The following is a 26,287-nucleotide window of genomic DNA, read 5'->3' on the forward strand; positions in this document are numbered from 1 at the left end:
GAGGTAGATAGGTTCGGGGTGGAAGCACAGCAATGTGTGGAGCTGACGAATACTAATCGGTCGAGGGCTTATCCTAATGATATTCAAGCAAGGCTTTTCAAACTTCGCATTCAGTTTTCAGGGTATATACCTTGAACAAAATAGGTTTGGTGGCAATGGAGAAGGGGTTCCACGCGTACCCATCCCGAACACGACCGTTAAGCCCTTCATCGCCGATGGTACTTGGACCGCAGGGTCCTGGGAGAGTAGGACGTCGCCAAGCCGAAAATAACACCCCACAGACTGGGTAACCCGTCAGTGGGGTGTTTGTTGTTCACATCTTATCCACAATCGCCAATTATCCACGGGATAAATCTTCAAAAGCAAACATTTTGGCATTATCCACATGTGCGTAAGTATTTAAAAGATCAATCCACATCGATCTATCCCCAAAATGCTGCGGAAATGTTCATAATAACGTGGATAATAAAGCTGCGGACTGGTGCTGTCCACAATTACTCCCCATTTTTCTAACACGCTAGACATTTAAAAGCTAACTGTTCTGAACAACACTAGAAAGATGATGCACTTAAGTATCTCTGTAAAGGTTCTCCCTGATCTCACACTCTACAATATCTCTAATACAAGAATTTTAATTAGTAAAGTAAATCGTTCCTTCTCAAATTAAATGTAAAGCATATGAACAGCTTGAAAGTGACAGACTACATATTTGAGTTGGATAGATGAAGGAGAGTATTTTGTATGGATGATAAGATCAAACTGGCGATAATTTACTACAGCTCCACTGGAACTAACTATCAAATGGCACAATGGGCACAGGAAGCCGCTGAAGCTGCTGGTGCAGAAGTGAAATTGGTTAAAGTTCCTGAATTGGCTCCACAAGCTGCGATCGACAGCAATCCGGCATGGAAAGCGCATGTTGAAGCTACACAAAATGTTCCAACTGCACAAATAAGCGACTTGGATTGGGCAGAAGCGGTTATATTCAGCGTACCAACTCGCTTCGGCAGTATGCCTTCTCAGATGAAGCAGTTCTTGGATATGACTGGCGGCCTATGGGCACAAGGCAAATTGGCTAACAAGGTTGTAAGTGCGATGGCGAGTGCAGGCAATGCGCACGGTGGTCAGGAGGCAACCATTTTGAGCCTGTACACAACCATGTACCATTGGGGAGCGATTATCGCAGCACCTGGATACACTGATACCGTAACATTTTCTGCAGGGGGCAATCCATACGGTACCAGCGTCACTGTAGACCAAAACGGCAAGATGGTTGAGGATGTCCAGGATGCGGTTAAGCATCAAGCCACGCGTACTGTAACGGTTGCGTCTTGGGTGAAGCAAGGCCAGAACAACTAATATCTTAGTCGGTATAGCTTCCCTTCAGTGCGTGTGTTGGCTGAGGGGCTGTTTTTTTGTTACTATACATAGAAAATGATTAATTACCGAGTCTGTTCATGACGTATACTAAGCCAGTGCTATCTTTCAGAAATGTAAGCCAGTTGATAGTTAATTCGATACCAGAAATATCCCCTTTTCGATAAAGTTGAAGTAAGGAAAGGAGGTCGAGCAGCATGAAATCTATAACTAACCGTAGATCGAACCTTACTGTTCAAACTTCTATGCGGATGACTCGCGGCGGAAATGATGCGGCATACGCAAATCGATCACAGGATGATGCTAAGTCGGCTCAGGGCTTCAATCAGCATGATTCGAAGCAAGCCGCGGCATGTGCACAATCTCGATCTTCTGCGCGCGGGATTCGTTGGCTCATCGCTGTACTTTGTGTCGCGCTTATTATACCAATAGTTGGTTGGCTCGGCTTAGTTCTAGCCGGCAATCAGTGGATTGATGAAGCGAAGCTGAATAATTATTATAACGAAGTGATTTCTAATGAGGTGCTGTCGAACGGTCAACCCATCGCACGGGTAGAGGAAATGCCCCCGTATGTAATGGATAGCTTGATTGCGATTGAGGACCATCGATATTATTTGCATCCTGGGGTCGATCCTATTGGCCTGATGCGTTCGGTCTGGGTCAATCTGCAGGAGCAGAGTAAAGCGCAGGGTGGCAGTACGATTACGATGCAGCTCGCCCGCAATCTATTCTTAAGCCAAGATAAGACGTATAGCCGTAAGATTAAGGAAGTGGCGGTTGCCGCTAATCTCGAATGGAGATACAGTAAAGAAGACATCTTAAACCTTTATCTGAATAAAGTGTATTTTGGGCACGGAATATACGGAATCGAAGCGGCGGCAAATTATTATTTTGGCAAGACTACGAAGTTAGATAGTGGGCTGCCAGTTGTGACACAGGCTGAGACAGCTATGCTGGTAGGGCTCTTGAAAGCACCTGAACATTATTCGCCGTTCAAGGATCCCGAGAGTGCACAGTATCGTCAGCAGGTCGTGCTGGATCGTATGCATGAGTTAGGCTGGATAAGTGATTCCGAGTGGCTCACGGCAAAGCATGAAGAACTGCATCTGAATACTTCGTTTGCGAAACAGGACGATGAGGAGTCGAAGCTCCTGACGCGCAATTGAAGATGAGTTTGCATCTGGAGAGGGCGTATAGAATATCATTGGCAAGCGCTAGGCGGTCGCACTAGCGTATTTTTTTGGATACTCTTGTATTTTCATAATATTACTACTGCAACAATATTCAATTCATTCTATAATAGTAACCAAATCAAGGGAGGAGGCATGCCATGAATGGATTGACCTGGGTGGTATTTGGTTATGCATGCATAGTAAATGCACTCGGTTACGCCTGGATGGCAGTGGACAAGCGTCGTGCTACACGCCGCAAGCGGCGAATTCCGGAACGACAGCTATTTCTGACAGCTTGGTTGGGCGGCGCACTCGGCGTATTGCTTGGAATGTATAACAAGCGTCATAAGACGCAGCATCTAACCTTTACAGCAGGGATACCGTTCATACTGATCGTAAACTTGTTGGTGTACGGTTTCATCATCATTCGATTCGGGTAATTGTATGTTATTAACCTACTGGCTCAATAGGGCTGCAGGAGACATGGATGAGGGGGATGAAGTATGAATTTCGTTCGAGTGCTGGTAGCTTATGATGGGTCAGAGCCTTCTATAAAGGCATTGGATCATGCAATACATATGGCAGAAAGTAACGGTAAAGTTGAACTTCGCATCCTGCACATCTTTCAATTACCGCAGTATTTCATAGGGGATGCGTTCGCGACTGCTTCTCCGCAAGTTAACGAAGAAATATACGAATTCGCTATGCAGCTGGAATCGCAAGCTAAGGAGAAGATTAGCTTCTTAGGCGACCGTGCTCAGGTTGAAGTGCTGCAAGGCCCTCCAGGCCAAGCGATCCTTGACTACGCTGACAAGAACCACTGTGATCTCATTATTATCGGAAGCCGCGGCCTAAGCGGTCTGAAGAAGTTTGTACTGGGCAGCGTCAGCTTGCATGTTGTCCAGAGCTCTAAAGTGCCGGTGCTTGTTATGAAATAAATATGGAATACGAAGATACGGAAGACCAGCATACTGCTATCGAGAGATGGCGGTTCTGGTTTTCTTTTTGTTTGGACTTGCGTGCGGAAAATGGTATATAACCGAACGATTTATTTATATTAATAATTAACGTTCGCATTCTGGGTTGACACTTGATGTGAGGCCTTGTTAAACTGAAAATGATAATGTCGATAGTCGAACAATAACAGTTATATAGATTACATTTTCGTATAGTTCCGTGAATATGGACGGAAGTTTCTACCCGAAGACCGTAAATCTTCGGACTACGGGAATGACGATACTCTGTGTTTTTGACGTGGCGGAGGATCGTCATTTTCATAATAGACACTTGCGCCAATCGGGAATCGATAGCTCCGTGCGGCTTTTTTTGTGTGGCTTAACATTTACTTGGAAGCAATGAATGGAGGACACAGGGATGAAGGACAGTAAGGTGATTAAGGTTGGAGTCATTATGGGTTCTACCTCCGATTGGGAGACGATGAAGCGTGCTTGCGACATATTAGATGAGCTGGATGTCGCTTATGAAGCGCGCGTCGTATCCGCGCATCGGACGCCGGACGAGATGTTCCGCTATGCAGAGACCGCGGAGGAGCGCGGCATCCGCGTCATTATTGCCGGCGCGGGCGGTGCCGCGCATCTGCCTGGCATGGTAGCAGCGAAGACAGTGCTGCCGGTTATCGGCGTTCCGGTGAAGAGCTCGAACCTGAACGGTCTGGATTCGCTGCTGTCCATCGTGCAGATGCCGGCAGGTGTGCCCGTTGCCACGGTAGCGATTGGCAACGCGGGCGCGACGAACGCGGGGCTGCTGGCGGCGCAGATGCTTGGCATGGAAGACGCCGCGCTGCGCGAGCGGCTTGCGCAGCGACGTGAACAGATCCGCGCGCAAGTAGTGGAAGCGGGGGATCTGGCATGATGCGGAACGGAGCGCAGGAGCGCGAAGCAAGCAGCAAGGCGGCGATGAAGCCGCTGCTGCCAAGCGCGACGATAGGCGTGCTGGGCGGGGGACAGCTTGGACGAATGATGGCCCTGGCTGGCATAGCCATGGGCTACCGCTTCGTCACGCTGGACCCAGCGGCGGACGCGCCGTGCGCGCAGGCGGCGCAGCATATCCGCGCGCCATATGATGATCTGGCGGCGGCGGAGGAACTGGCGAAGCGTTCCGATGTCATCACCTACGAGTTCGAGAATGTCTCACTCGATGTGGTGCAGGTGCTGGAACGCGAAGCGTATGTGCCGCAGGGCAGCCGCTTGCTGCAGACGACCAAGCATCGACTGCGCGAGAAGGGCGCGCTGACAGCGGCAGGCATCCCTGTCGCGCCGTATGCGGCGATTCACAGCTTGGACGATCTGGAGCAGCATCTGGCTGCTGTAGGCGGACAAGGTGTACTAAAGACGTGCACAGGCGGCTATGACGGCAAGGGACAATATATGATTCGTCGTCCAGAGGAAGCACGAGAGGCGTATGAAACATTGGCATCAACCGGCGCTGAGCTCGTGCTCGAAGCCTACATTCCATTCGTGAAAGAGCTGTCTGTTATTGCGGCACGCAATCCTAATGGAGATATCGCCACCTTCCCGGTTGCTGAAAATATACACCGAGATCACATCCTGCACCTATCCATCGTCCCGGCTCGTATCGCGACGCATGTGCTGGAAGAAGCAAAGCGTATCGCACACCGCATAGCGGAATCGCTTGAAGTTGTAGGCTTGATCGCGGTCGAGATGTTCCTTACAGAAGACGAGCAACTGCTCGTAAACGAGCTTGCACCTCGACCGCATAATTCTGGGCATTATACAATAGACGCCTGTCGAACTTCTCAGTTCGAGCAGCATGTGCGAGCGATCTGCAATTTGCCGCTTGGCGATACATCTCTCATGACGCCTGTCGTTATGGTAAACTTACTCGGAGAACACCAGTCAGACATGTTACAATGGTTAGCGAGTGAAGACTCGACGGCGAGGTCGCTAGGTGTGACACCGAAGCTGCATGATTACGGCAAGTCAGAAGCTCTGCCTAAGCGCAAGATGGGGCACATCAACGTGCTGGCTCCTGATGTTGAATCTGCGTTGGCTTGGGTGAAACAGACAAATATTTGGAGGAATCAACAACAATGATCGAACGTTATTCACGCCCGGAGATGCGGGCTATATGGACTGAAGAGAATAAATTCAAGGCATGGCTCGAGGTTGAGCTGTGCGCGTGCGAGGCATGGGCGGAGCTTGGGGTCATCCCGAAGGAAGACACAGCAGAGCTGCGTGCCAAAGCAGACTTCGATATCAACCGCATCTACGAGATTGAAGCAGAGACGCGCCATGATGTCATTGCCTTTACACGTGCTGTGTCTGAGACACTTGGACCTGAGCGTAAATGGGTTCACTACGGCCTTACGTCTACTGACGTCGTGGACACTGCGCTTGGCTATCTTTTAAAGCAAGCAAACGATATTCTCGATAAAGACATTGTGAACTTCATTGAAATATTGAAAAATAAAGCACTCGAATATAAAGATACGCCGATGATGGGACGTACTCACGGGGTTCATGCCGAACCAACTACATTTGGTCTGAAAATGGCACTCTGGTACGCTGAGATGCAGCGCAACCTGGAGCGCTTCCGTCATGCGGCAGACAGCGTGCAATTCGGCAAGATGTCCGGTGCAGTCGGCACATATGCCAACATCGATCCATTTGTTGAAAAATTCGTATGCGAGAAGCTGGGAACGAAAGCTGCCCCAATCTCAACGCAGACGCTTCAGCGTGATCGCCACGCTGAATACATGTCTGTGCTCGCATTGATCGCAACATCGCTTGATAAGTTTGCAACGGAGATCCGCGCCCTGCAAAAGAGCGAGTTCCGCGAAGTGGAGGAAGCATTTGCAAAGGGACAGAAAGGTTCTTCCGCTATGCCTCATAAGCGCAACCCGATCGGCTGTGAGAACATCTCCGGTCTGTCTCGCGTGATTCGCGGACATATGATCAGCGCATATGAGAATGTAACGCTCTGGCATGAGCGCGATATCTCGCACAGCTCCGTTGAGCGTGTCATCCTTCCAGATGCGACGATGCTGCTTAACTACATGTTGAACCGCTTCATGAACATCGTGAAGAACCTTACCGTATTCCCTGAAAATATGAAACGCAACATGCAGCGCACTTACGGCGTGCCGTTCTCCGGCCGCGTTATGACGAAGCTGATCGACAAGGGCTGGAGCCGTGAGCAAGCGTACGATACAGTTCAGCCGCGTGCGATGCAGGCTTGGGAAGAGCAGCGCAGCTTCCGCGAGATCATTGAACAGACACCTGAGATTACATCGGTGCTGTCTGCAGAAGAGATTGAAGATGCATTCAATCCTTCCTGGCATCTGAAGAATGTGGATACAATCTTCCGTCAAGTGGGATTGTTGTCTTAGGCGAATATCTATGTAATGCAGCCGCCGTGTGACTTAGGTCAGACGGCGGACATCGTTCCGGGTGTGGTGTGGAGATACAGACACATCTGGTCTAGGGGAGAGGATCGAATGTCAACCGCAGCGATTTCTACGGCAGCAGATATAGTAAAGGCACCGCTATTGTATAAGGGGAAAGTACGTGAGCTATATGATCTGGGGCAGCATTATCTTATCGTAGTGACTGACCGCATTTCAGCGTTTGACTATGTACTGGATCCAGCGGTCCCTGAGAAGGGCAATGTTCTGAATCGTCTAAGCGCATTTTGGTTTGGAGCGACGAAGCATCTAATTGATAATCATGTCGTACACACCGATGTTGATCTATTAGGTGACATCGTGACCGATAAAGAAGCGCTTCGTCATCGAATCATGGTCACGAAGAAGGCTGAGCGTATCGACATCGAATGCGTCGTGCGCGGTTACATTACGGGCGGCGGCTGGCGTCAATACAAGGAGACGCAGACCGTAAACGGAATTGCGCTGCCAGCTGGCATGCGCAAAAATGAGCGCTTTCCGCAGCCGATCTTCACACCTGCGGCGAAGAACGATGTCGGTCACGATGAGGATATCTCGTTCGATCGAATGACCGAGATCACGGGCGCAGACATCGCTAAGCAGCTGCGCGACAAGAGCATCATGCTGTATGAATTCGCACGCAGCTATTGCGAAGAGCGCGGCATCATCCTGGCAGACTGCAAGTTCGAATTCGGGCTTGTGGACGACCAACTGATCCTGATCGATGAGATTTTTACGCCAGACTGCTCTCGCTTCTGGGCAAAGGAGAACTACGCTCTGGATATCGAGATCGACAGTATGGACAAAGAGCCCGTGCGCACCTACCTTGCCAACTCAGACTGGGATAAGAACAGCAAGCCTGATCCTCTCCCGCAGCATGTTGTAGATGAGACCACTCGCCGATACGTTGACATTCAAACGCGATTGATGAAGTAACATATGACTCCCAAGCCATGAGAATGGTTATGGGGGTCTTTTTATTGCGACTTTAATTATTTTGGTGTATATTGCCCACACAATGCGTCTGATTAATATCCCCGTGGATCAGGAGAATAAGGTGTATCTCGCAGCATGTTTGGGTAATATCCCCGTGGATCAGGAGAATGAGATGTATCTCGCAGGATGTTTGAGTAATATCCCTGTGGATCAGGGAATAGGGTACCTCCGCAGTGTGTTCGGGCAATATCCCTATGGATCAGGAGAATGAGATGTATCTCGCAACATGTTTGGGTAATATCCCCGAGGATCAGGAGAATAAGGTGTATCTCGCAGCACGTTTGAGTAGTATCCCCATGGTTCAGGGTGAGCGAGTAAAATTGAGAGTCTGAGCGAATGGGATAGTGGTCAGATGGACTTACAAAGGGACATATCCTGTGTGAGCAGGAGTAGGTATGATATCTTGTGCTGAATTCATATTAGATGGGTGAAGAAGTTGTGACTCCCTGGCCGAGTGTGGCTGTGGGAGTTTTTTATTTTATGCGGCTGAGTTGTCTGGATTGATGGGGAACTAAAACGAAGCGGGCGTGGGGGAACTAGCAGAAGGACTGGGCTAAGGGTACCAAATACAGAGTGAGGTCAGGAACGAGAAAGAGAAAAAATGGGTGTTGAATTAATTTGGAGGATATTGACAATAAATAAAAGTGGAGGTATAGTTAATTACACGACTAATTAACCGATCTGGTGGTGGTGATATGGGGTTTGTAATCGATGACAGCCGCGCTATTTTTATGCAGATTGCTGAACGGATTGAAGACGATATTATTAAAGGTTTGCTCTTAGAGGAATCTCAGGTGCCTTCGAAGATGCAGATCGCAACGTTCTATCAGATTAATCCGGCAACTGCCGCGAAGGGGGTAAGTCAGCTGATGGATCAAGGGATCTTGTATAAGAAGCGGGGTATCGGCATATTTGTGGCTGCTGGCGCACGTGAGAAGCTGATGGAGCAACGGAAGGAACAATTCTATGAGCAGTATGTAGTGGCAATGATTCAAGAGGCGGAGAAGCTGGGCATTACAGCAGAGCAACTATCGAACATGATTAAGAGGGGGGCGAAGCGGGATGGATAGTGTCATTGAGTTGAATCGATTAAGCAAGGTTTATGGAAATGTAAAAGCTATTGATGCTGTCAGTTTTACTGTGGAAGCGGATAAGATTTACGGACTTCTTGGGCGCAATGGAGCGGGGAAGACAACGATTATGCATCTGATTACAGCGCAGCTATTTGCGACAAGCGGTGAACTGAAGGTGTTTGGCGAGCATCCTTATGAGAATGAGCGCGTGCTCAGTCAGATCTGCTTCGTGAAGGAAAGCCAGAAGTATCCGGATATGTATCGCGTTAAGGATGTATTGGAAGTGTCCCAGTTGCTCTTCCCGAATTGGGATCGGGATTATGCTTATTCGTTGATTGAGGATTTTCGACTTCCGTTGAAGCGCCAAATGAAGAAATTGTCTCGGGGGATGCAATCCGCGGTTGGAATTATTGTTGGGCTTGCAAGTCGGGCGCCGTTGACGATATTCGATGAGCCTTATCTGGGTCTTGATGCGGTTGCAAGGAGCTTGTTCTACGATCGCCTGATCGAGGATTATGGCGCTCATCCGCGGACGATTATGCTGTCTACGCATCTGATAGACGAGGTCAGTCAACTGCTGGAGCATGTACTGGTCGTAGATAACGGCAAACTTATTATGGATGAGGATGCCGATGATCTGCGCGGCAAGGCCTATACGGTGGTAGGGCCAGCATCCAAGGTAGACAGCTTTACAGCAGGCAAGGAAGTCATTAATCGCTCACCGTATGGGGCATTGGCGTCTGCTACGGTATATGGGGGCTATCATGCCGGTGTTAAGCAGCAGGCAGAGGCGTTGGGGCTGGAGCTGGCGACGGTATCACTGCAGCAGCTGATCGTATATATGACTCGTGGTCAAGTAGGTCATAAGGAGGTTGAGGTATAATGAATCGGACATCCAGTGTGTTGAAAATGCATTTGCGCAATAAATTCGCTTGGTTTATGCTCCCTTGGATGATCATGCTGTTCAGCTTCTTTATCAACTTGACCATTGGCTTCTTCATCAACTATAGTGCTTCCGAAACTTTATTTATTACAGGAGGCATATCCTCGATCTTTGTCTATATGTTGATAATCGGGATGGTTAGCATTTCTCAATTCTTCTCCTATACGTTAGGAATGGGCGTACGGAGGACGGATTTTTTTACAGGAACGATGGCGATGGTAGGGATCGTAGGCGCTGTAACAGCAATTGCACTAGCTGTATTAGCTAAGATTGAAAGTGATCTGACAGGCGGATGGGGAGTGCAGCTGCAGTTTTATAGTTTGCCTTATCTCAATGACGGTTCCTTTATCGAGCAAATAGTCGTCTATTTCAGCTTATTGGTGAATCTATTCCTGTTCGGATTTCTCCTGGCATGTCTGTATCGCCGCTTTGGAGGATGGGGCCTGATCGGATCGTGTTTAATCCTGTTGCTAGTAACCAGCATTGGGTCGTTCGTGATGACCTATTACGAATTATGGGTGCAAGCATTCGAATGGTTTATCCAATACTCAGCGGTACAGCACTCGATCTGGCTGCTCGGCGCTTCTGTTATCTATGCGATACTCTCGTATCTGATGCTGCGCAAATCGACCATTGTAGCAGGAATATCATGAAATAGAATATCGTATAAGCTTCTGCATTGCCGTCCGAATATGGCTTCGGGCGGTATTTTTGTTGTTCGTAGAGGACAAACAGATGTGGTATAAACGAACTATATATCTTAACATAGCTATAATGTTCGTGTTTATCGGTTGACATGGATGTTTGAACACTGATAAACTAGATTCAAATCCGAATATAACGTATGATGATATCTCTCGTATAATTCTGGGAATAAGGCCGGAAGTCTCTACCCGAAGACCGTAAATCTTTGGACTACGAGTGAAAGCGATCAGCAACCGCATGCTTGTCTGCCGCACATTAGATGAATCACAGCTATGATCCAGTGTGAAGATGAGCGTAGTCTAGCGGGAATGGCCATGCATGTGCTGCGTTTTCTTTCCGCCATAAGCTTAGAAAAGTCCGAGGGTAGTGTGTCTGAACTATCTGTGGACTTTTTTTGTTTAAGTATTGTTGCTTGATTAGTCAGTTGGCCGACGTTGCTGCGTTAGGCACCCATTATGATCACACTCTGGGGAGGAACCAATTCCATGTTTAAAGCAAAGGTGTATGTAACGACGAAAGCAAACGTTCTCGATCCGCAAGGCTCTGCAGTTCAACAAGCGCTGCACACGATGGGGTATGGTGCAGTTGAGGAAGTGCGCATCGGTAAGTATATGGAATTGACGCTTGATACAGATAATCGTGCTGAAGCGGAAGCAATGCTCGAGAAGATGTGTAATCAATTGCTAGCGAATACAGTCGTTGAAGACTATCGTTACGAGTTGGAGGGCTAAGGGCATGAAGGTAGCGGTACTCGTATTTCCGGGTTCCAACTGCGATTGGGATTGCGTGCATGCGGCAGAAGAGATGTTGGACGGAGCGACAGTCGAGCGCGTCTGGCATACGACGGAACATTTGACAGGCTATGACTTGATTATTATTCCTGGCGGTTTCTCTTATGGGGACTACTTGAGATGTGGAGCGATCGCTCGTTTCGCGCCAGTGATGAGCGCAGTAGAGAAGGCTGCGGCAGAGGGCACGTTCGTGCTGGGTATCTGCAACGGTTTTCAGGTCTTGACGGAAGCGGGCTTGCTTCCTGGAGCATTGCGCCATAACACAAGCTTGAAATTCCGCTGCAGTTCTTCGAATCTGCGTGTGGTGAATAACGGAACAGCATTTACGAGCGAATATGCTCAGGACGAAGTGATCGACATTCCGATCGCTCATGGCGAAGGCAACTACTATTGTGATGAGGACACGCTGCAAGAGCTGAAGCGCAGCAACCGCATCGTATTCACATATGAAACGAACCCGAACGGTTCGATTGAAGATATAGCGGGTATTATCAATGAACGAGGAAACGTGCTCGGCATGATGCCGCATCCAGAGCGTGCGATTAGCGAACTGCTCGGTTCCAAGGATGGCGTGCGTATGTTTCAGTCAATTATGAAGGCTTGGAGGGAACGTCATGCAACCAACGTTAACTAAGGATCAGATTCCTGGCGCAGTAGAGCTGGGCAAGGCGAACATGAAGAAGGAGCCGACACCACAGCAGATTGCTGACGAGCGCATCTATGCAACGATGGGCGTGAGTGATTCCGAGTATGACTTGATCTGCGGCCTGCTTGGCCGCAAGCCGAACTTTACGGAGATTGGCGTATTCAGCGTGATGTGGTCCGAACATTGTGCTTATAAAAATTCGAAGCCGTTACTGCGACGTTTTCCGACGACAGGCGACCGCGTGCTTGTAGGTCCGGGAGAAGGCGCTGGTATCGTCGATATCGGCGACGGTCAAGCGGTATGCTTCAAGATCGAGAGCCATAACCATCCATCCGCGGTTGAGCCTTATCAAGGTGCGGCAACAGGTGTGGGCGGCATCATTCGCGACATCTTCTCGATGGGCGCGCGTCCGATCGCATCGCTGAACTCGCTCCGTTTCGGCAAATTGACGGATGACCGCGTTCGCTACCTGTTTGAAAATGTAGTAGCAGGTATCGCAGGCTACGGCAACTGTATCGGGATCCCGACAGTTGGCGGCGAGATCATGTTTGACGAGAGCTATGAAGGAAATCCACTCGTTAACGCGATGTGCGTAGGGCTGATCGACCATAAAGACATTCAGAAGGGTGTAGCGAGCGGCGTAGGCAATCCGGTGTACTATGTGGGTCCTCCAACGGGCTGCGACGGTATTCACGGCGCGACATTTGCCTCTGAGGAATTGACAGCAGAATCGGAAGAGAGAAAGACAGCGGTCCAGGTTGGCGATCCGTTTATGGAGAAATTGGTCATGGAGTCCTGTCTGGAGCTTATTAAATCCGGTATCGTGATCGGTATTCAAGATATGGGCGCAGCGGGGCTGACTTGCTCCAGCGCGGAGATGGCTAGCAAAGCGGGCAACGGTCTGGAATTGCATCTGGATGAAGTGCCGCAGCGCGAGCGCGGCATGACACCATATGAGATGATGCTGTCTGAATCGCAGGAGCGCATGCTGTTCGTGATCGAAGAGCATAACGAGCCGATCGCGATGGAGATCTTCGACCGTTGGGGCGTTATCTGCCGCAAGGTCGGACGTGTAACGGATGACGGCCGCCTTCGCCTTATGTATGGCGAAGAGGTGGTTGCGGATATGCCGGTGCGCGGCTTGGTTGACGAGTGCCCGGTATATGAGAAGCCGACGAAGGTGCCTGCCTATTACACGGCCAATGAATCCGTCGATACGAACCGTTATACGGAAGTAACGGACGTAAACGATGCATTGCTGAAAGTGATGGGTTCCCCTACTGTCGCAAGCAAAGAGTGGGTTTACAACCAGTACGACAGCCTGGTGCGCACAAGCACAGCCGTGCGCCCAGGCTCTGACGCAGCGGTTGTAACGGTGCGCGGCACGCGCAAGGCGCTCGCCATGACGACGGATTGCAACGGACGCTATGCGTACCTGGATCCGTACGTCGGCGGAGGCATCGCGGTTGCGGAAGCAGCGCGCAACATCGTATGCTCCGGCGCGGAGCCGCTCGCGATCACCGACAACCTGAACTTCGGCAACCCGGAGAAGCCGGAGAACTTCTGGCAGATGTCGCAAGCGGTTGATGGGATGGCGGAGGCTTGCCGCCATTTGAATACGCCTGTTATCGGCGGCAATGTCAGCTTGTACAACGAAAATGCAAAAGGCGCTATCTACCCGACACCAGTTGTAGGGATGATCGGCCTCGTTCATGATACAGATCATATTACGACACAAGGCTTCAAGCAGGCTGGAGACATCGTGCTCCTGCTAGGCGAGACGAAGGCTGAGCTTGGCGGCAGTGAGTTCCAAACAGTCGTACACGGCGTAACGGAAGGCCGTCCGCCAGTGTTGGACTTGGCGGCGGAAGAGAATCTGCAGCGTGCCGTGCTCGTCGCAATTCAAGCGGGTAAAGTGCAATCCGCGCATGACCTGTCGGAGGGCGGACTTGCGGCAGCATTTGCGGAGAGCTGCATTAGCGGAAGCATCGGCGCAAGCGCTGAATTGACAGCAGAAGGCTTGTGTGCGGATATCGCCTTGTTCAGCGAATCCCAGTCCCGCATTCTGCTCTCGGTTCGCCCGGAGCATGCGGATGAAGTCTTGCAGGTATGTGCCCAATACGAAGTGCCTGTTCAACGCCTTGGTGTCGTTGGCGGCGACCGCATCCAGCTCGGAGTAAACGGTCAAGCGGCCATTGATATAACACGCGAAGCAGTGGAACGGGTATGGAAGGATGCGATTCCATGTCTGATGCGATAAATCAGAAGCAGCGGGAGCGGGAAGAGGCGGAGCGCGTATATGGCTTGAGCCGGATGGATGCGGAAGGCAGTTATTTTAACGAGGGCAGCGGTCATGACGGACCATTCGACCGGCTGCGTGAAGAATGCGGCGTGTTCGGGGTATTCGGATACCCCGACGCGGCGTCGCTGACTTATTACGGTTTGCACACACTGCAGCATCGCGGTGAGGAAAGCAGCGGCATCTGCACGTCTGACGGCAAGCGGTTCCACTATCACCGCGGCATGGGCCTTGTGAAGGAAGTGTTCGACAAGGATCTGCTTGGATCGTTGAAGGGCGACTGTGCCATCGGCCATGTTCGCTATTCAACGGCTGGCGACAGCGGCATCGCGAATGCGCAGCCGCTGGTGTTCAAGACGCGCGACGGCGAATTGTCGGTCGCGACGAACGGCAACATCGTGAATGCGCCCAGTATTCGCCGCGAGCTCGAGCAGAAGGGCTCGATCTTCCAGACGACGAGCGACACCGAGGTTATCGCGCATCTGATCGCTCGCTCGGAGGCGGATATCGTAACGGCAGCGAAGGAAGCGCTGCAGCGGCTGGTCGGCGGCTTCGCGTTCTTGATCATGACGAACGACAAGCTGCTCGTTGCCTCCGATCCGAACGGACTCCGTCCGCTCGTGATGGGGCGCATGGGCGACGCTTATATATTCGCGTCAGAGACTTGCGCGCTGGATGCAGTCGGCGCGCGCTTCATCCGCGCGATCGAGCCGGGCGAGCTGCTCGTGTTCGACGAGAAGGGCTACCGCTCGGAGCGCTTCGCTCGCTTGGAGCGCCGCGCGTTGTGCGCGATGGAGTTTATTTATTTCTCGCGTCCTGACAGCGACCTGCACGACGTCAACCTGCATACCGCGCGCAAGCGCATGGGCAAGGAGTTGGCGAAGGAGGCGTTTGTCGAAGCGGATATCGTGTCCGGCGTGCCGGATTCCAGCATCTCGGCCGCGATCGGCTATGCGGAATATACGGGCATCCCTTATGAGATGGGGATGATCAAGAATAAATACAGCGGCCGGACCTTCATCCAGCCGAGCCAAGAGCTGCGCGAGCAGGGCGTGAAGATGAAGCTGAGCGCCGTGCGCAGCGTCGTGGAAGGCAAGCGCGTCGTGCTGATCGATGACTCGATCGTGCGCGGCACGACTTCGCGCCGCATCGTGACGATGTTGCGTGAGGCGGGCGCGCTGGAGGTGCACCTGCGCATCGCGTCGCCGCCATTTATGAATCCGTGCTTCTACGGCATTGATACGCCGCGCACGGAGGATTTGATTGCCTCCTCTCATTCTATTGAGGAGATGTGCAAGCTGGTTGGAGCCGATTCACTCGCCTTTTTATCTCATGAGGGCACGGTTGCTGCGATTGGCGGGGCATTTTCAAAGGAGAAAAACGGTGGTCTGTGCATGGGCTGCTTCGATCATGATTATCCAACACCGCTGCAGTTGGCAGCTCAAGCTACGACTTGCAGTTAAGATGACGGCTGGGAGGGAGCGAGCTGGAAGGGTTGTCCGTCTAGCAGGCGGGCCGCCCTCTGGTTCCTTCACCTAGCGTGATGAATATGGACAATAGTATGTATAAAGGAGAGGGACCCATGTCTGAAGCTTACAAACAAGCGGGAGTTGACATTGCCGCGGGCAACGAAGCAGTTGAACGGATGAAGAAGCACGTGCGTCGCACGTTCCGTCCGGAGGTCATGACGGATCTTGGCGGCTTCGGAGCGCTGTTCCAGCTGAACAGCAAGAAGTATGAGGAGCCGGTGCTCGTATCGGGCACGGATGGCGTTGGTACGAAGCTGATGCTCGCATTTGCGGCGGATAAGCATGATACGATTGGTGTGGATGCGGTCGCGATGTGCGTGAACGACATCGTCGTGCAGGGCGCGGAGCCGCTCTTCTTCCTGGACTATCTGGCTTGCGGCAAGGTTGACCCCGCTCGTATCGAAACGATCGTACAAGGGATCGCAGACGGCTGCTCGCAGTCGGGCTGCGCGCTCATCGGCGGCGAGACGGCAGAGATGCCGGGCATGTACGGTGCGGAGGAGTATGATATTGCAGGTTTCAGTGTTGGGGTCGTCGAAAAGTCTAAGCTCGTGAACGGATCAACGATTGCGCCAGGGGATGTGGTGTTGGGTCTCGCATCCAGCGGTGTGCATAGTAACGGGTTCTCTTTGGTGCGTAAGCTGCTGCTGGAGAAAGCGGGTTATTCTCTGGATGCTCAGGTGCCGGAGCTTGAGACGGATGCGAGTTTGGGGGAAGTGCTGCTGACGCCGACGCGCATTTATGTGAAGCCGTTGCTCACGTTGATGAACGATGCGACGGTTAAAGGAATGGCGCATATTACAGGCGGAGGCTTCTTGGAAAATATCCCTCGCATGCTTCCAGAGGGTACGGCGGTTGAGATCGATTACGGCTCATGGCCTGTGCTGCCTGTATTTCGTTTGATGGAGAAGGTTGGCGGTCTGACAGCGCAGGAGCTGTTCACGACGTTTAATATGGGGATCGGCATGATCGTGGTTGTCGCGGAGGCGGATGCGGTCGCAGCGGAAGCGATTCTGCGCGAGCAGGGCGAAGCTGTGTACCGCATCGGTAAGGTGCACGCGGGTGAGCGTACGGTTCATATCCCTGGTGTCGGGATATGACGGGCAAGAAAGCGCGCGTGAGTGACGGTGGTGCGGCTGGTGCTGAGCGCAAAGATCGCGATGACCGCGAAGTCCGCGCTGCTCGTCGCTTGGCTCGTGTCGCGGTGTTCGCCTCTGGCTCGGGCTCGAACTTTCAGGCGCTGGTCGATGCGGTGCGTGCCGACCCCAGCGGGTTCGGCGCCGAGATCGCGCTGCTTGTCTGCGACAAGCCCGGCGCTTATGTGCTGGAGCGCGCACAGGCGGCTGGGGTGAAGTCGGCGGTATTCACGCCGAAGTCATACCCAAGCCGCCGCGAATATGAACTCGATGTCGTCCGCCTGCTGGAGGCGGAAGGCATCGAGTGGATCGCGCTCGCGGGCTATATGCGCCTGATTACGCCTGTGCTGTTGGAAGCGTACGGCGGGCGCATTTTGAACATTCACCCGTCGCTATTGCCTTCATTTCCCGGATTAGATGCGGTGAAACAGGCGCTAGATTACGGGGTGCGCGTGACGGGTGTGACGGTGCATCTGGTGGACGAGGGTATGGATACAGGCCCGATTCTAGCGCAGCGGTCAGTCGAGATCGCGGACGGCGATACGCTTGAGACGCTGGCTGAACGCATTCATAGGGTAGAGCATGAGTTATATCCGGCGGTGCTGAGAGCTGTGATTGCGGGTGAGTTGCAGCTAATAGCTAAGGGTAACTAGAAAGTATACGGAGCGCATGGGTGCATGGAATGCAGCAATCCTTCATGAATTGGGTAAGAGAGAGTGTGTGATTGCATACTTCATGGTGCGCTATGGGTAGTCTAGCTAGCTTGGTAGGTTGTTGTTACGGACTCAGGAGCCGCTATTTGTGAACTTTATGGGGGTTATTGGAGTTTGGCGGACACAGAAGCCGTTATTTGCTTGGAATTGATGGATTACCTGGTGATTTTGCATAAATAACGTCTCTACGGTCCGCGAGCAGGTCGAATTGGCCATATTAGGTGCAAATAACGTCTCGTGTGTCCGCTTCGGTTATCGATGAGGGAAGTTGGGTTGTGTAGTGTTGAAGTCATATTATTATGTTACATTTTCATAAAGCGCAGTGTAATGTACAGGGCTATTTTATATTAAGGAACAGTTGAGGGAGCGAGAGAAATGGCAATCAAGAGAGCGCTGATCAGTGTATCGGATAAGACAGGTATCGTAGACTTCGCGCGCGCGTTGGCGGCTAGTGGTGTGGAGATTATTTCGACAGGCGGTACGAAATCATTGCTCGAGAAGGAGCAGGTGCCGGTGATCGGGATCTCGGATGTAACAGGCTTTCCAGAGATTATGGATGGACGTGTGAAGACGCTGCACCCTGCGGTGCACAGCGGTCTGCTGGCGGTTCGCGACAATGCGGAGCATCAAGCGCAGATGAAGGAGCTTGGCCTGGACTACATCGACTTGGTCGTGGTGAATCTGTATCCGTTCAAAGAGACGATTGCGAAGCCGGATGTAAGCTATGAAGATGCGATTGAAAATATCGATATCGGCGGGCCTACGATGCTGCGTTCTGCTGCGAAAAATCATGCGTTTGTAACGGTGGTTGTCGATGCGGCGGATTATGAACGCGTGCTGGAAGAAGTTCAGGCTGATGGCGACACGACGCTCGATACGCGCAAGCGCCTTGCGGTTAAAGTATTTCGTCACACAGCGGCATATGATTCCTTGATCTCCGGTTATTTGACTGCGCAGCTTGGTGAAGAGTTCCCTGAGACGCTGACGGTTACGTATGAGAAGGTGCAATCTCTGAGATATGGAGAGAATCCGCATCAGAAGGCGGCGTTCTATCGTGAGCCTTTGGCTGCTGTCGGCAGCTTGACTGCGGCGGAGCAATTGCATGGCAAGGAGCTGTCTTACAACAACATTAATGATGCAAATGCGGCACTCGCGATCGTAAGTGAGTTTGAAGGCCCTGCCGTTGTAGCTGTTAAGCATATGAATCCGTGTGGAGTAGGCATCGGCGAGAGCGTATATGAGGCTTACCGTAAAGCGTACGAGTCGGATCCGACTTCGATCTTTGGCGGCATCGTGGCGGCGAACCGTGCGATTGATGAAGATACGGCTAAGCTGCTAAATGAGATCTTCTTGGAAATTGTCATCGCGCCAGAATTTACGCAGGAAGCGCTGAACGTGCTGATGCAGAAGAAAAATATCCGCTTGGTGCGCACGGGCGTACAGCCGTCACCGGCTAACCGACATGCGGCGCTGCAGCTGACAAGCGTAAACGGAGGCTTGTTGGTACAAGATACGGACGTGTACAACGTGTCTGCTGAGGAGCTAAAGGTTGCTACGGATCGCGAGCCGTCCGCTGAAGAGCTGGAGCAGCTGCGCTTCGGATGGAACATTGTGAAGCATGTGAAGTCGAATGCGATCGTGCTAGTGAAGGACGGCATGACGGTAGGCATCGGCGCGGGTCAAATGAACCGTGTCGGCGCAGCGCGCATCGCGATTGAGCAAGCAGGTGAGAAAGCGAAGGGCGCGGTATTGGCGTCTGACGCGTTCTTCCCGATGGGCGATACGCTTGAGCTTGCGGCGCAAGCGGGCATTACCGCAGTTATTCAACCGGGCGGCTCGATTCGTGATGAGGAGTCCGTGAAGGCAGCGAACGACAACGGCATCGCGATGGTGATGACGGGCGTGCGTCATTTTAAACACTAAAGGCGGGGGTGCGCGATGAACGTATTGGTCATTGGCGGCGGAGGCCGTGAGCATACATTGGTCTGGAAGCTGAAGCAGAGCTCGCGCGTGAGCCGTATCGTCTGTGCTCCCGGCAACGCAGGCATTGCAGAGATCGCAGAGTGCGTGCCGCTGTCGGTCATGGACTTTGATGCGATAGCCGACTATGCGGTGCAAGAGAAGATGGATCTTGTGGTCGTAGGTCCTGATGATCCGCTCGCGGCGGGCATCACGGATGTGCTGGAAGCGCGCGGTCTGCGCGTGTTCGGCCCTAGCAAGGCAGCGGCTGAGATCGAGGGCAGCAAGGTGTTCATGAAGCATTTGCTTCGCAAGTATGAGATTCCGACCGCTGCGTATGAGACGTTTACGGATGTGGAGGCGGCGCTCGCTTATGTGCGCGATGTTGCATTGCCGACGGTCATTAAGGCCGACGGATTGGCGGCGGGTAAAGGCGTTACGATCGCCTTCACTCGTGAGGAAGCTGAATTGGCGCTTCGTGAAATGATGGTGGATCGGAAGTTCGGCGCCTCCGGCAATCAGATCGTGGTGGAAGAGTTCATGCAGGGACAGGAAATGTCCATTCTCGCCTTCGTAGATGGCAAGACAGTGCGCGCTTGTGTGGCCGCGCAGGATCATAAGCCGATCTATGACGGCGATAAAGGTCCGAATACGGGCGGTATGGGGACTTATAGTCCGCTGCCGCATATCTCGGACGCGATCATTGAATCGGCAGTGCGCGATATTATCGAGCCGACGGCCGCGGCGATGGCTGCAGAGGGCAGACCGTTCAAGGGTCTGCTGTTCGCGGGCTTGATGATTACGCCAGTTGGCGAAGTGAAGGTAGTGGAATTCAACGCGCGTTTCGGCGATCCAGAAACGCAAGTTGTTCTGCCGCGCTTGAAGACGGATATGGTGGACGTCTTCGAAGCGGTAGTGGACGGCAAGCTCGATGAGATCGAGCTGGAGTGGGATGACGAGGCGGCGGTATGCGTCATCGTCGCCTCAGCGGGGTACCCGGGCAGCTACCGCAAGGGTGATGTCATCACCGGACTTGCGGAAGCGGGGCGCGAAGCGCTGGTGTTTCACGCGGGCACGGCGCTCGCGCCAGACGGCAGCGTAGTGACGAGCGGCGGCCGGGTGCTGGGCGTTGTCGGCCGCGGCAAGGATGTGCGCGCCGCGCAGCAGGCGGCGTATGCGGCGGTGTCGCGCATTCACTTCGCGGGCATGTATGCGCGCAAGGATATTGCAGACAAGGCTTTGGCTGCGTCGAGGTTTTAAGAGGTTAGTAATCATGTGGGCGGCTCAACGGTGGGAAGGCACCGTGGGGCTGCCTTTTTTGTATTTGTTGGGTGATGTGACCTGAGCGAGAGAGATAACGGGGAAATACCCCGTTACAGAGCAGAAAGAGGGGCGCGTAGAAGAGATAACGGGTTAAAACCGTCTTACGTGAGCGAAAGAGCGGGTGACGTGACCTGTGCGAGAGAGATAACAGGGAATTAGCCTGTTACAGAGCAGAAAGAGGGGCGCGTGGAAGAGATAACAGGTTAAAACCGTCTTACGTGAGCGAAGGAGCGGGTGACGTGACCTGTACGAGATAGGTAACCGGGAAAAACCTCGTTACAGAGCAGAAAGAAGCGAGCGCGGAAGAGATAACAGGGAAAAACCCCGTTACGGAGCAGAAGAAGGGAGGCGAAGCGGCGAGCGGGAAGAACGTGAAGAACGGGACGGGCAGAGCAAGACAGATGCTGGAGCAGAGTAAGAGGTTGAGCACGGTATATAGAGGTGGGAGTTCCGAGCAATGTGAAATGATCCTGCATAAGGAAGCCGCCCTCCGAAGGATACTAAACAGAACATACGTGGCACATGCCGGCTCTGAGCATAGAGTATAAGACGGCGGACAGGCTGTAATGCTGCGGGCTATGTATGTATCGGAGGAGGGAGCATACTGTGCTATACGAAGATAAGCATGAAGGCAAGAAGACGACGGGCCATTACTTGAGTCAAGAGCATCTTAGAGGAATGGATGAAGTAACGGAGTATGAAGGCAATGTGATGACGAATCGCATTCATGAGCGATATGAGGGAGACGGTGAAGCCATGATGAATGACTTCGCCGCAGCGACAGAAGCCTATTGTATCGGTGATGCTTGCCCGAGGCTCAAAGGCGCGAAGGCGACGAATCAGATGATTTTAGATTCGTATAGAGTGCCGACAGATCAAGCACAAGATCAAGATTATGATTACGAATAGGATTAAGTTAAGCCGTGGTGCTGCTGAGCATCACGGCTTTTCTATGCCGTACACTTACCCGTTGACATTATTAGGGAGTAGTGATAATATGCTTATAACTTATATACAAGTAAGTTAATCGGAATTATATGATATTAACAAGGCTTTGGGCTGCCAAGACAGGGGGAAGCACGATGGAACGAGTGGTGGAATTGAGATGGAAGCGGGAGCGCATAGCCGCTTCCGTGCATTATCCGGAGCAGCGCGCTCCGTATGAAGCGCAATCGGAGGAGAAGGGCTGCCAACGAATGCCAATGACCATCATATGCCACGGCTTCGTTGGCAGCCGCATCGGCGTTGACCGACTGTTCGTCAACGCCGCGCGCCGCCTTGCGGCTGAGGGGCACGTCGTGCTGCGCTTCGACTATGCCGGCTGCGGCGAGAGCACGGGCGAGTACGGCGATCTAGGCATCGATGCGATGATCGAGCAGACGCAGACCGTACTCGAGTATGGCTTGCAGTGCGGCGATATCGATCCGCAGCGTGTAACGCTGATCGGGCACAGCCTGGGCGGCGCGGTGGCGCTGCTTACCGCGGTGCGGGATTCCCGCGTGAAGCGGCTCGTGCTCTGGTCGTCGGTGGCGTACCCATTCAACGACATCGTGAGCATTATCGGCCGCAAGCGTTTCGATGAATCCGTGAAACAAGGCATCACGGATTACCTGGGGTATTCGTTTACGCCCAACTATTTTGAGACGTTGGGGCGCCATCAGCCGTTTCAGGAAGCAGCCAAGTTTCAGGGTGATGTGCTTCTCGTACACGGAACGTCGGATGACGTGATACCTGCGGATTATTCATTTTTATACCAGAAGGTGTTCTGGATGCGCAATGACGGGCAGTGTGACAAGGAGATTATTTTCCAGGCTGATCATACGTATTCATCTGGAGAACATCGCGAGCAAGTATATGCGGCAACGATCGATTGGCTGCATCAATGGGAACAGCGTCAGCAGCAGTGGGCGCACTGGACCATATAGAGCTAGTATCTGAACATAAGCCTAGAAAGAGCATGGACGGTGAGCGGTAATACGCTGCGAGTCATGCTCTTTTTTAGTAGAATTGGACAGTATAACTATTCTATTGGATAATAATAGAAAACCGATGTACAAGGGGGTAATTGCTAGATGAAACGAACCCATTTCTTATATTCCAAATGGATTCTGCTAGTTATGATCTGTCTCATTCTATTAAGTGCATGCGGTACCACTCAAGAACCTATTGACGTTGCGGAGCCTGCCGATACCCCGTTAGAAACAACCATTCCTCAGCCTGAGCCGCAGCAAGAACCTGAGCCTGTTGAACCAAAACCAACCGTACGAGCGCCATTGACGGGTCTAGCTTGGAAAGAAGGCGAGGAAGAGAAGATCAATCAACGTCCGATCGCCGTTATGGTGAATAATGATAAGAAGGCGCGTCCGCAATCCGGTCTGCCTGCCGCGGATGTGTTAATCGAAGTGCTTGCTGAAGGCGGCATTACTAGAATAGTAGCTATATATCATAGCCAACAGGATTACTCAGGCGAAATAGGACCTGTGCGCAGCATCCGACCTTATCTGATCGAGCTCGGCGAAAGCTATGGGGCGATGTTGGTGCATGCAGGGGCCAGCAATGACGGCTACTTTATCTTGCAGCGTCAGCACAAAGAGCATTTGGACGAAATCTCGAACGCAGGCGCGTTCTTCTGGCGTGATCATAGTCGGAAGGCTCCTCATAATCTATATACGAATCTGGATAAGCTGAAACAGGGCATGAAGAAGAAGGGGTATGCGGAGACGATAGATGTTCCGGCATTGGCCATCCAACAGACTTCAGAGCCATCTGTTAACCCTCCGCTTACGAAAGAAACGGCAACGAACATCGACATCACCTTTTTGAAGAATTCTTATCCCGTTGCGTATCAATACGATGCAGATCGTGGAAACTATATTCGATACATGGATGAGAAGCCTCATATTGACAAGGTAACGGAGCAAGCCTTGCGCGCGGACAACATTCTTGTCATTGAAGCGGAGCATAAGGTACTGGATAATGTGGGGCGTTTAGAGGTTGATCTGACTCTCCAGGGCGAAGCGGTATGGTTCTATAAGGGAGAAGCCGTTAGGGGAAAATGGGTGCGCCAAGACAAGGGGCCGATACAATTCGTGGTGGCAGATCAGATTATAGAGCTCGGCGTTGGTGTGACTCACATCATGGTCGTACCGACATCTGGCGGACTAGACTCTCACGTAAAATGGTAAAATAGCAAGTTAGAACTAGGGAAAACGCTTACAACAATAAGTAATATCTGGCATACGGGAAAAGGTATGTCATTTATGTGAAAAAAGTAAAATGACGCGTGAAAAATATCGTGAAAAATGTCGAGATACCATCAAAAACCATTTACGAATTCTTTACAAACTACATCTGAAATGTGATAAACTATGAAAGGCTTATAAGAAACAGCACACGTAAAGCGTTGCAAAGGAGATTATACATGTTCAAGAAGAGGGATGTATTTTTTGAAACGTTGCAAAATATGGCGGATACGCTCGTTACAGCGTCGGAAACATTCGCCAAAGGTGTAGAGGATCTGTCGAATGTTGCGGCATTTGCGAAGACGATGAAAGAGCTGGAAAGCAAATGCGATAAATTCACGCACACCATCTACAAAGAGCTTAATAAGACGTTTATCACACCAATTGAGCGTGAAGATATCATGTCACTTGCTTCTGCGCTTGACGATGTATTAGATGGAATGGAAGCAACTGCTTCCCGATTTGATATGTATGGTTTGCAAGAGCGTGATGAAGTGGTCATTCATTTTGCTGATATTCTGAAGAGCAGTACTTTTGAGATTCAAAAGGCGATGCGCTTGCTTTCACAGAAGAAGCTTCTCCCTATTCGTGAGCACAGCTTTAAGCTGAATGAATTGGAGAACCATGGCGATGAGCTGCTTCGCAAAGGAATCAAGCAACTGTTTGCTACAATCTCAGACCCTATTGAATTGATTAAGAAAAAAGAAGTGTACGAACGCTTGGAACAAACAACAGACAGCTGCGAAGATGTTGCAGATATTCTGGAAACGATCGTAATGCGTAATTCCTAAGCCTTGTTACCAAGGCAAGCTCAAGGGTTGAAGGAGGTTTAGGGATTGCGCTACACATGTGTCTAATGTGTGCTGTGCAATCGTACTTTTATGGATACATCAATAATTGTAATGGGGATGGTCATCCTCTTGGCTCTCGGGTTCGACTTCATCAATGGTTTCCATGATACGGCCAACGCGATTGCTACATCGGTATCGACTAGAGCTTTGCGCCCTCGTCAAGCGATATTGCTCGCTGCTACGATGAACTTTATAGGTGCATTGATGTTTACCGGCGTAGCTAAGATGATCGGGGCAGGCATTGCGGATCCGACGACGCTGGATAACGGACTTGAGGTCGTAACCGCTACACTGATATCTGCCATTATATGGAACTTAGTTACATGGTGGTTCGGAATTCCATCTTCATCCTCACACGCTCTGATCGGATCGTTGACTGGCGGTGTAATTGCGGGTGCTGGTGTGGAAGCTATTAACTTAGGCGGTTTCAAGAGTATCGTGCTGGCGCTTATTCTATCGCCGATACTTGCGTTCACAATGGGTTACATCGTCATGACCCTATTGAAGTGGATATTCGGCAAGAAAAGTCCGCACACCGTTAATAAAGGCTTTCGTTCGATGCAGGTGCTTACTGCGGCTCTGCAATCTTTTACACACGGTACGAACGATGCTCAAAAAGCAATGGGTATTATTACGTTCGCTCTGATTACATCAGGCTTCCAAACGGATGATGAAGTTCAGCTGTGGGTTAAGATTTCTGCTGCTACAGCAATGGCTCTCGGTACGTCCATCGGTGGTTGGAAGATTATTAAGACGATGGGGACGAAGATATTCAAGATCGAGCCGATCAACGGCTTCGCGGCTGACTTGTCTTCTGCAACGGTCATCATGAGTGCTACATTAATACAATTGCCGATCAGTACGACGCATGCGATCACATCCGCTATCTTGGGTGTAGGTTCAGCGAAGCGTTTCTCTGCGGTAAAATGGGGTGTAGCTGGACGCATCGTGGTTTCATGGTTCATTACGATTCCGATCTGTGTCGTTCTGGCCATGTTCATATTCAAAATTATCGATTTCTTTGTACAAATGTAATTACACTTGATATAAGCAAGGAGTGTTTTCGGGTGCGTCAGCGTCTTGAGGATACTCCTTTTGTTATGTTTGAG

24 protein-coding genes, 1 rRNA gene and 2 riboswitches are annotated in these 26,287 nt (G+C 51.4%); all 25 genes read left to right on the plus strand.

Annotated features, from left to right (window positions below; translation table 11 throughout):
- The first annotated feature begins 145 nt into the window (after window positions 1–145).
- Window positions 146–262 (plus strand): 5S ribosomal RNA (rrf, locus tag AC3WTP_RS11335).
- 479 nt (window positions 263–741) lie between these two features.
- Window positions 742–1,359 carry an NAD(P)H:quinone oxidoreductase gene (wrbA, locus tag AC3WTP_RS11340; RefSeq protein WP_492394722.1) on the plus strand — a complete coding sequence of 206 codons (618 nt, stop codon included), beginning with the start codon at window positions 742–744 and terminating at the stop codon, window positions 1,357–1,359.
- Window positions 1,360–1,574: 215 nt separating this feature from the next.
- Window positions 1,575–2,543: a transglycosylase domain-containing protein gene (locus tag AC3WTP_RS11345; protein WP_492394723.1), complete on the plus strand. Its 969-nt coding sequence runs from the start codon at window positions 1,575–1,577 to the stop codon at window positions 2,541–2,543.
- A gap of 164 nt (window positions 2,544–2,707) precedes the next feature.
- The gene (locus AC3WTP_RS11350) at window positions 2,708–2,989 is read left to right on the plus strand and encodes a DUF1294 domain-containing protein (protein ID WP_492394724.1); all 282 of its coding nucleotides are present in this window, start codon (window positions 2,708–2,710) and stop codon (window positions 2,987–2,989) included.
- A gap of 63 nt (window positions 2,990–3,052) precedes the next feature.
- Complete coding sequence (locus AC3WTP_RS11355) at window positions 3,053–3,487, plus strand: universal stress protein (RefSeq protein ID WP_492394725.1); 435 nt, start codon at window positions 3,053–3,055, stop codon at window positions 3,485–3,487.
- A gap of 206 nt (window positions 3,488–3,693) precedes the next feature.
- Window positions 3,694–3,794: riboswitch (purine riboswitch) on the plus strand.
- A gap of 129 nt (window positions 3,795–3,923) precedes the next feature.
- Window positions 3,924–4,421 (plus strand): 5-(carboxyamino)imidazole ribonucleotide mutase, encoded by a 498-nt coding sequence (gene purE, locus AC3WTP_RS11360; RefSeq protein WP_492394726.1) that lies wholly within the window; start codon window positions 3,924–3,926, stop codon window positions 4,419–4,421.
- Complete coding sequence (gene purK / locus AC3WTP_RS11365; protein WP_492394727.1) at window positions 4,418–5,623, plus strand: 5-(carboxyamino)imidazole ribonucleotide synthase; 1,206 nt, start codon at window positions 4,418–4,420, stop codon at window positions 5,621–5,623. The genes purE and purK overlap by 4 nt, the downstream gene beginning before the upstream one ends.
- Window positions 5,620–6,918, plus strand: coding sequence for an adenylosuccinate lyase (gene purB, locus AC3WTP_RS11370; RefSeq protein ID WP_492394728.1), 1,299 nt, complete (start codon window positions 5,620–5,622; stop codon window positions 6,916–6,918). Before purK ends, purB begins: the two co-directional genes overlap by 4 nt.
- A gap of 108 nt (window positions 6,919–7,026) precedes the next feature.
- Window positions 7,027–7,908 carry a phosphoribosylaminoimidazolesuccinocarboxamide synthase gene (locus AC3WTP_RS11375; RefSeq protein ID WP_492394729.1) on the plus strand — a complete coding sequence of 294 codons (882 nt, stop codon included), beginning with the start codon at window positions 7,027–7,029 and terminating at the stop codon, window positions 7,906–7,908.
- A gap of 755 nt (window positions 7,909–8,663) precedes the next feature.
- Window positions 8,664–9,038 (plus strand): GntR family transcriptional regulator, encoded by a 375-nt coding sequence (locus AC3WTP_RS11380; protein ID WP_492394730.1) that lies wholly within the window; start codon window positions 8,664–8,666, stop codon window positions 9,036–9,038.
- Complete coding sequence (locus AC3WTP_RS11385) at window positions 9,031–9,924, plus strand: ABC transporter ATP-binding protein (RefSeq protein WP_492394731.1); 894 nt, start codon at window positions 9,031–9,033, stop codon at window positions 9,922–9,924. The genes AC3WTP_RS11380 and AC3WTP_RS11385 overlap by 8 nt, the downstream gene beginning before the upstream one ends.
- Entirely contained in the window at window positions 9,924–10,637 is a 714-nt protein-coding gene (locus AC3WTP_RS11390; protein WP_492394732.1) for a hypothetical protein, read from the plus strand. Before AC3WTP_RS11385 ends, AC3WTP_RS11390 begins: the two co-directional genes overlap by 1 nt.
- A 184-nt stretch (window positions 10,638–10,821) precedes the next feature.
- A riboswitch (purine riboswitch) is annotated at window positions 10,822–10,922 on the plus strand.
- Between the two features lie 252 nt (window positions 10,923–11,174).
- Window positions 11,175–11,420, plus strand: a complete 246-nt coding sequence (gene purS, locus AC3WTP_RS11395) for a phosphoribosylformylglycinamidine synthase subunit PurS (RefSeq protein WP_492394733.1) — start codon at window positions 11,175–11,177, stop codon at window positions 11,418–11,420.
- 4 nt (window positions 11,421–11,424) lie between these two features.
- On the plus strand, window positions 11,425–12,114 hold the full coding sequence (purQ, locus tag AC3WTP_RS11400) for a phosphoribosylformylglycinamidine synthase subunit PurQ (RefSeq protein WP_492394734.1): 690 nt from the start codon (window positions 11,425–11,427) through the stop codon (window positions 12,112–12,114).
- A gap of 40 nt (window positions 12,115–12,154) precedes the next feature.
- Window positions 12,155–14,386, plus strand: coding sequence for a phosphoribosylformylglycinamidine synthase subunit PurL (gene purL / locus AC3WTP_RS11405; RefSeq protein ID WP_492394919.1), 2,232 nt, complete (start codon window positions 12,155–12,157; stop codon window positions 14,384–14,386).
- Window positions 14,387–14,439: 53 nt separating this feature from the next.
- On the plus strand, window positions 14,440–15,888 hold the full coding sequence (purF, locus tag AC3WTP_RS11410) for an amidophosphoribosyltransferase (protein WP_492394920.1): 1,449 nt from the start codon (window positions 14,440–14,442) through the stop codon (window positions 15,886–15,888).
- A 119-nt stretch (window positions 15,889–16,007) separates the two neighbouring features.
- Window positions 16,008–17,054 carry a phosphoribosylformylglycinamidine cyclo-ligase gene (gene purM / locus AC3WTP_RS11415; protein WP_492394735.1) on the plus strand — a complete coding sequence of 349 codons (1,047 nt, stop codon included), beginning with the start codon at window positions 16,008–16,010 and terminating at the stop codon, window positions 17,052–17,054.
- Between the two features lie 89 nt (window positions 17,055–17,143).
- Window positions 17,144–17,743 carry a phosphoribosylglycinamide formyltransferase gene (purN, locus tag AC3WTP_RS11420; RefSeq protein ID WP_492394921.1) on the plus strand — a complete coding sequence of 200 codons (600 nt, stop codon included), beginning with the start codon at window positions 17,144–17,146 and terminating at the stop codon, window positions 17,741–17,743.
- 435 nt (window positions 17,744–18,178) lie between these two features.
- Complete coding sequence (gene purH / locus AC3WTP_RS11425; protein ID WP_492394736.1) at window positions 18,179–19,726, plus strand: bifunctional phosphoribosylaminoimidazolecarboxamide formyltransferase/IMP cyclohydrolase; 1,548 nt, start codon at window positions 18,179–18,181, stop codon at window positions 19,724–19,726.
- A 15-nt stretch (window positions 19,727–19,741) separates the two neighbouring features.
- A complete protein-coding gene (purD, locus tag AC3WTP_RS11430) occupies window positions 19,742–21,022 on the plus strand; it encodes a phosphoribosylamine--glycine ligase (RefSeq protein WP_492394737.1) in 1,281 nt (426 codons plus the stop codon).
- Window positions 21,023–21,691: 669 nt separating this feature from the next.
- Window positions 21,692–21,994, plus strand: coding sequence for a hypothetical protein (locus AC3WTP_RS11435; protein ID WP_492394738.1), 303 nt, complete (start codon window positions 21,692–21,694; stop codon window positions 21,992–21,994).
- 173 nt (window positions 21,995–22,167) lie between these two features.
- The gene (locus tag AC3WTP_RS11440; RefSeq protein WP_492394739.1) at window positions 22,168–23,010 is read left to right on the plus strand and encodes an alpha/beta hydrolase family protein; all 843 of its coding nucleotides are present in this window, start codon (window positions 22,168–22,170) and stop codon (window positions 23,008–23,010) included.
- Window positions 23,011–23,157: 147 nt separating this feature from the next.
- Window positions 23,158–24,270, plus strand: a complete 1,113-nt coding sequence (locus AC3WTP_RS11445) for a DUF3048 domain-containing protein (RefSeq protein ID WP_492394740.1) — start codon at window positions 23,158–23,160, stop codon at window positions 24,268–24,270.
- 236 nt (window positions 24,271–24,506) lie between these two features.
- Window positions 24,507–25,118, plus strand: coding sequence for a DUF47 domain-containing protein (locus AC3WTP_RS11450; RefSeq protein ID WP_492394741.1), 612 nt, complete (start codon window positions 24,507–24,509; stop codon window positions 25,116–25,118).
- A 90-nt stretch (window positions 25,119–25,208) separates the two neighbouring features.
- Window positions 25,209–26,213: an inorganic phosphate transporter gene (locus AC3WTP_RS11455; RefSeq protein ID WP_492394742.1), complete on the plus strand. Its 1,005-nt coding sequence runs from the start codon at window positions 25,209–25,211 to the stop codon at window positions 26,211–26,213.
- Window positions 26,214–26,287 lie beyond the last annotated feature (74 nt).

The organism is Paenibacillus sp. EB106-04-04-XG159, assembly GCF_058791835.1.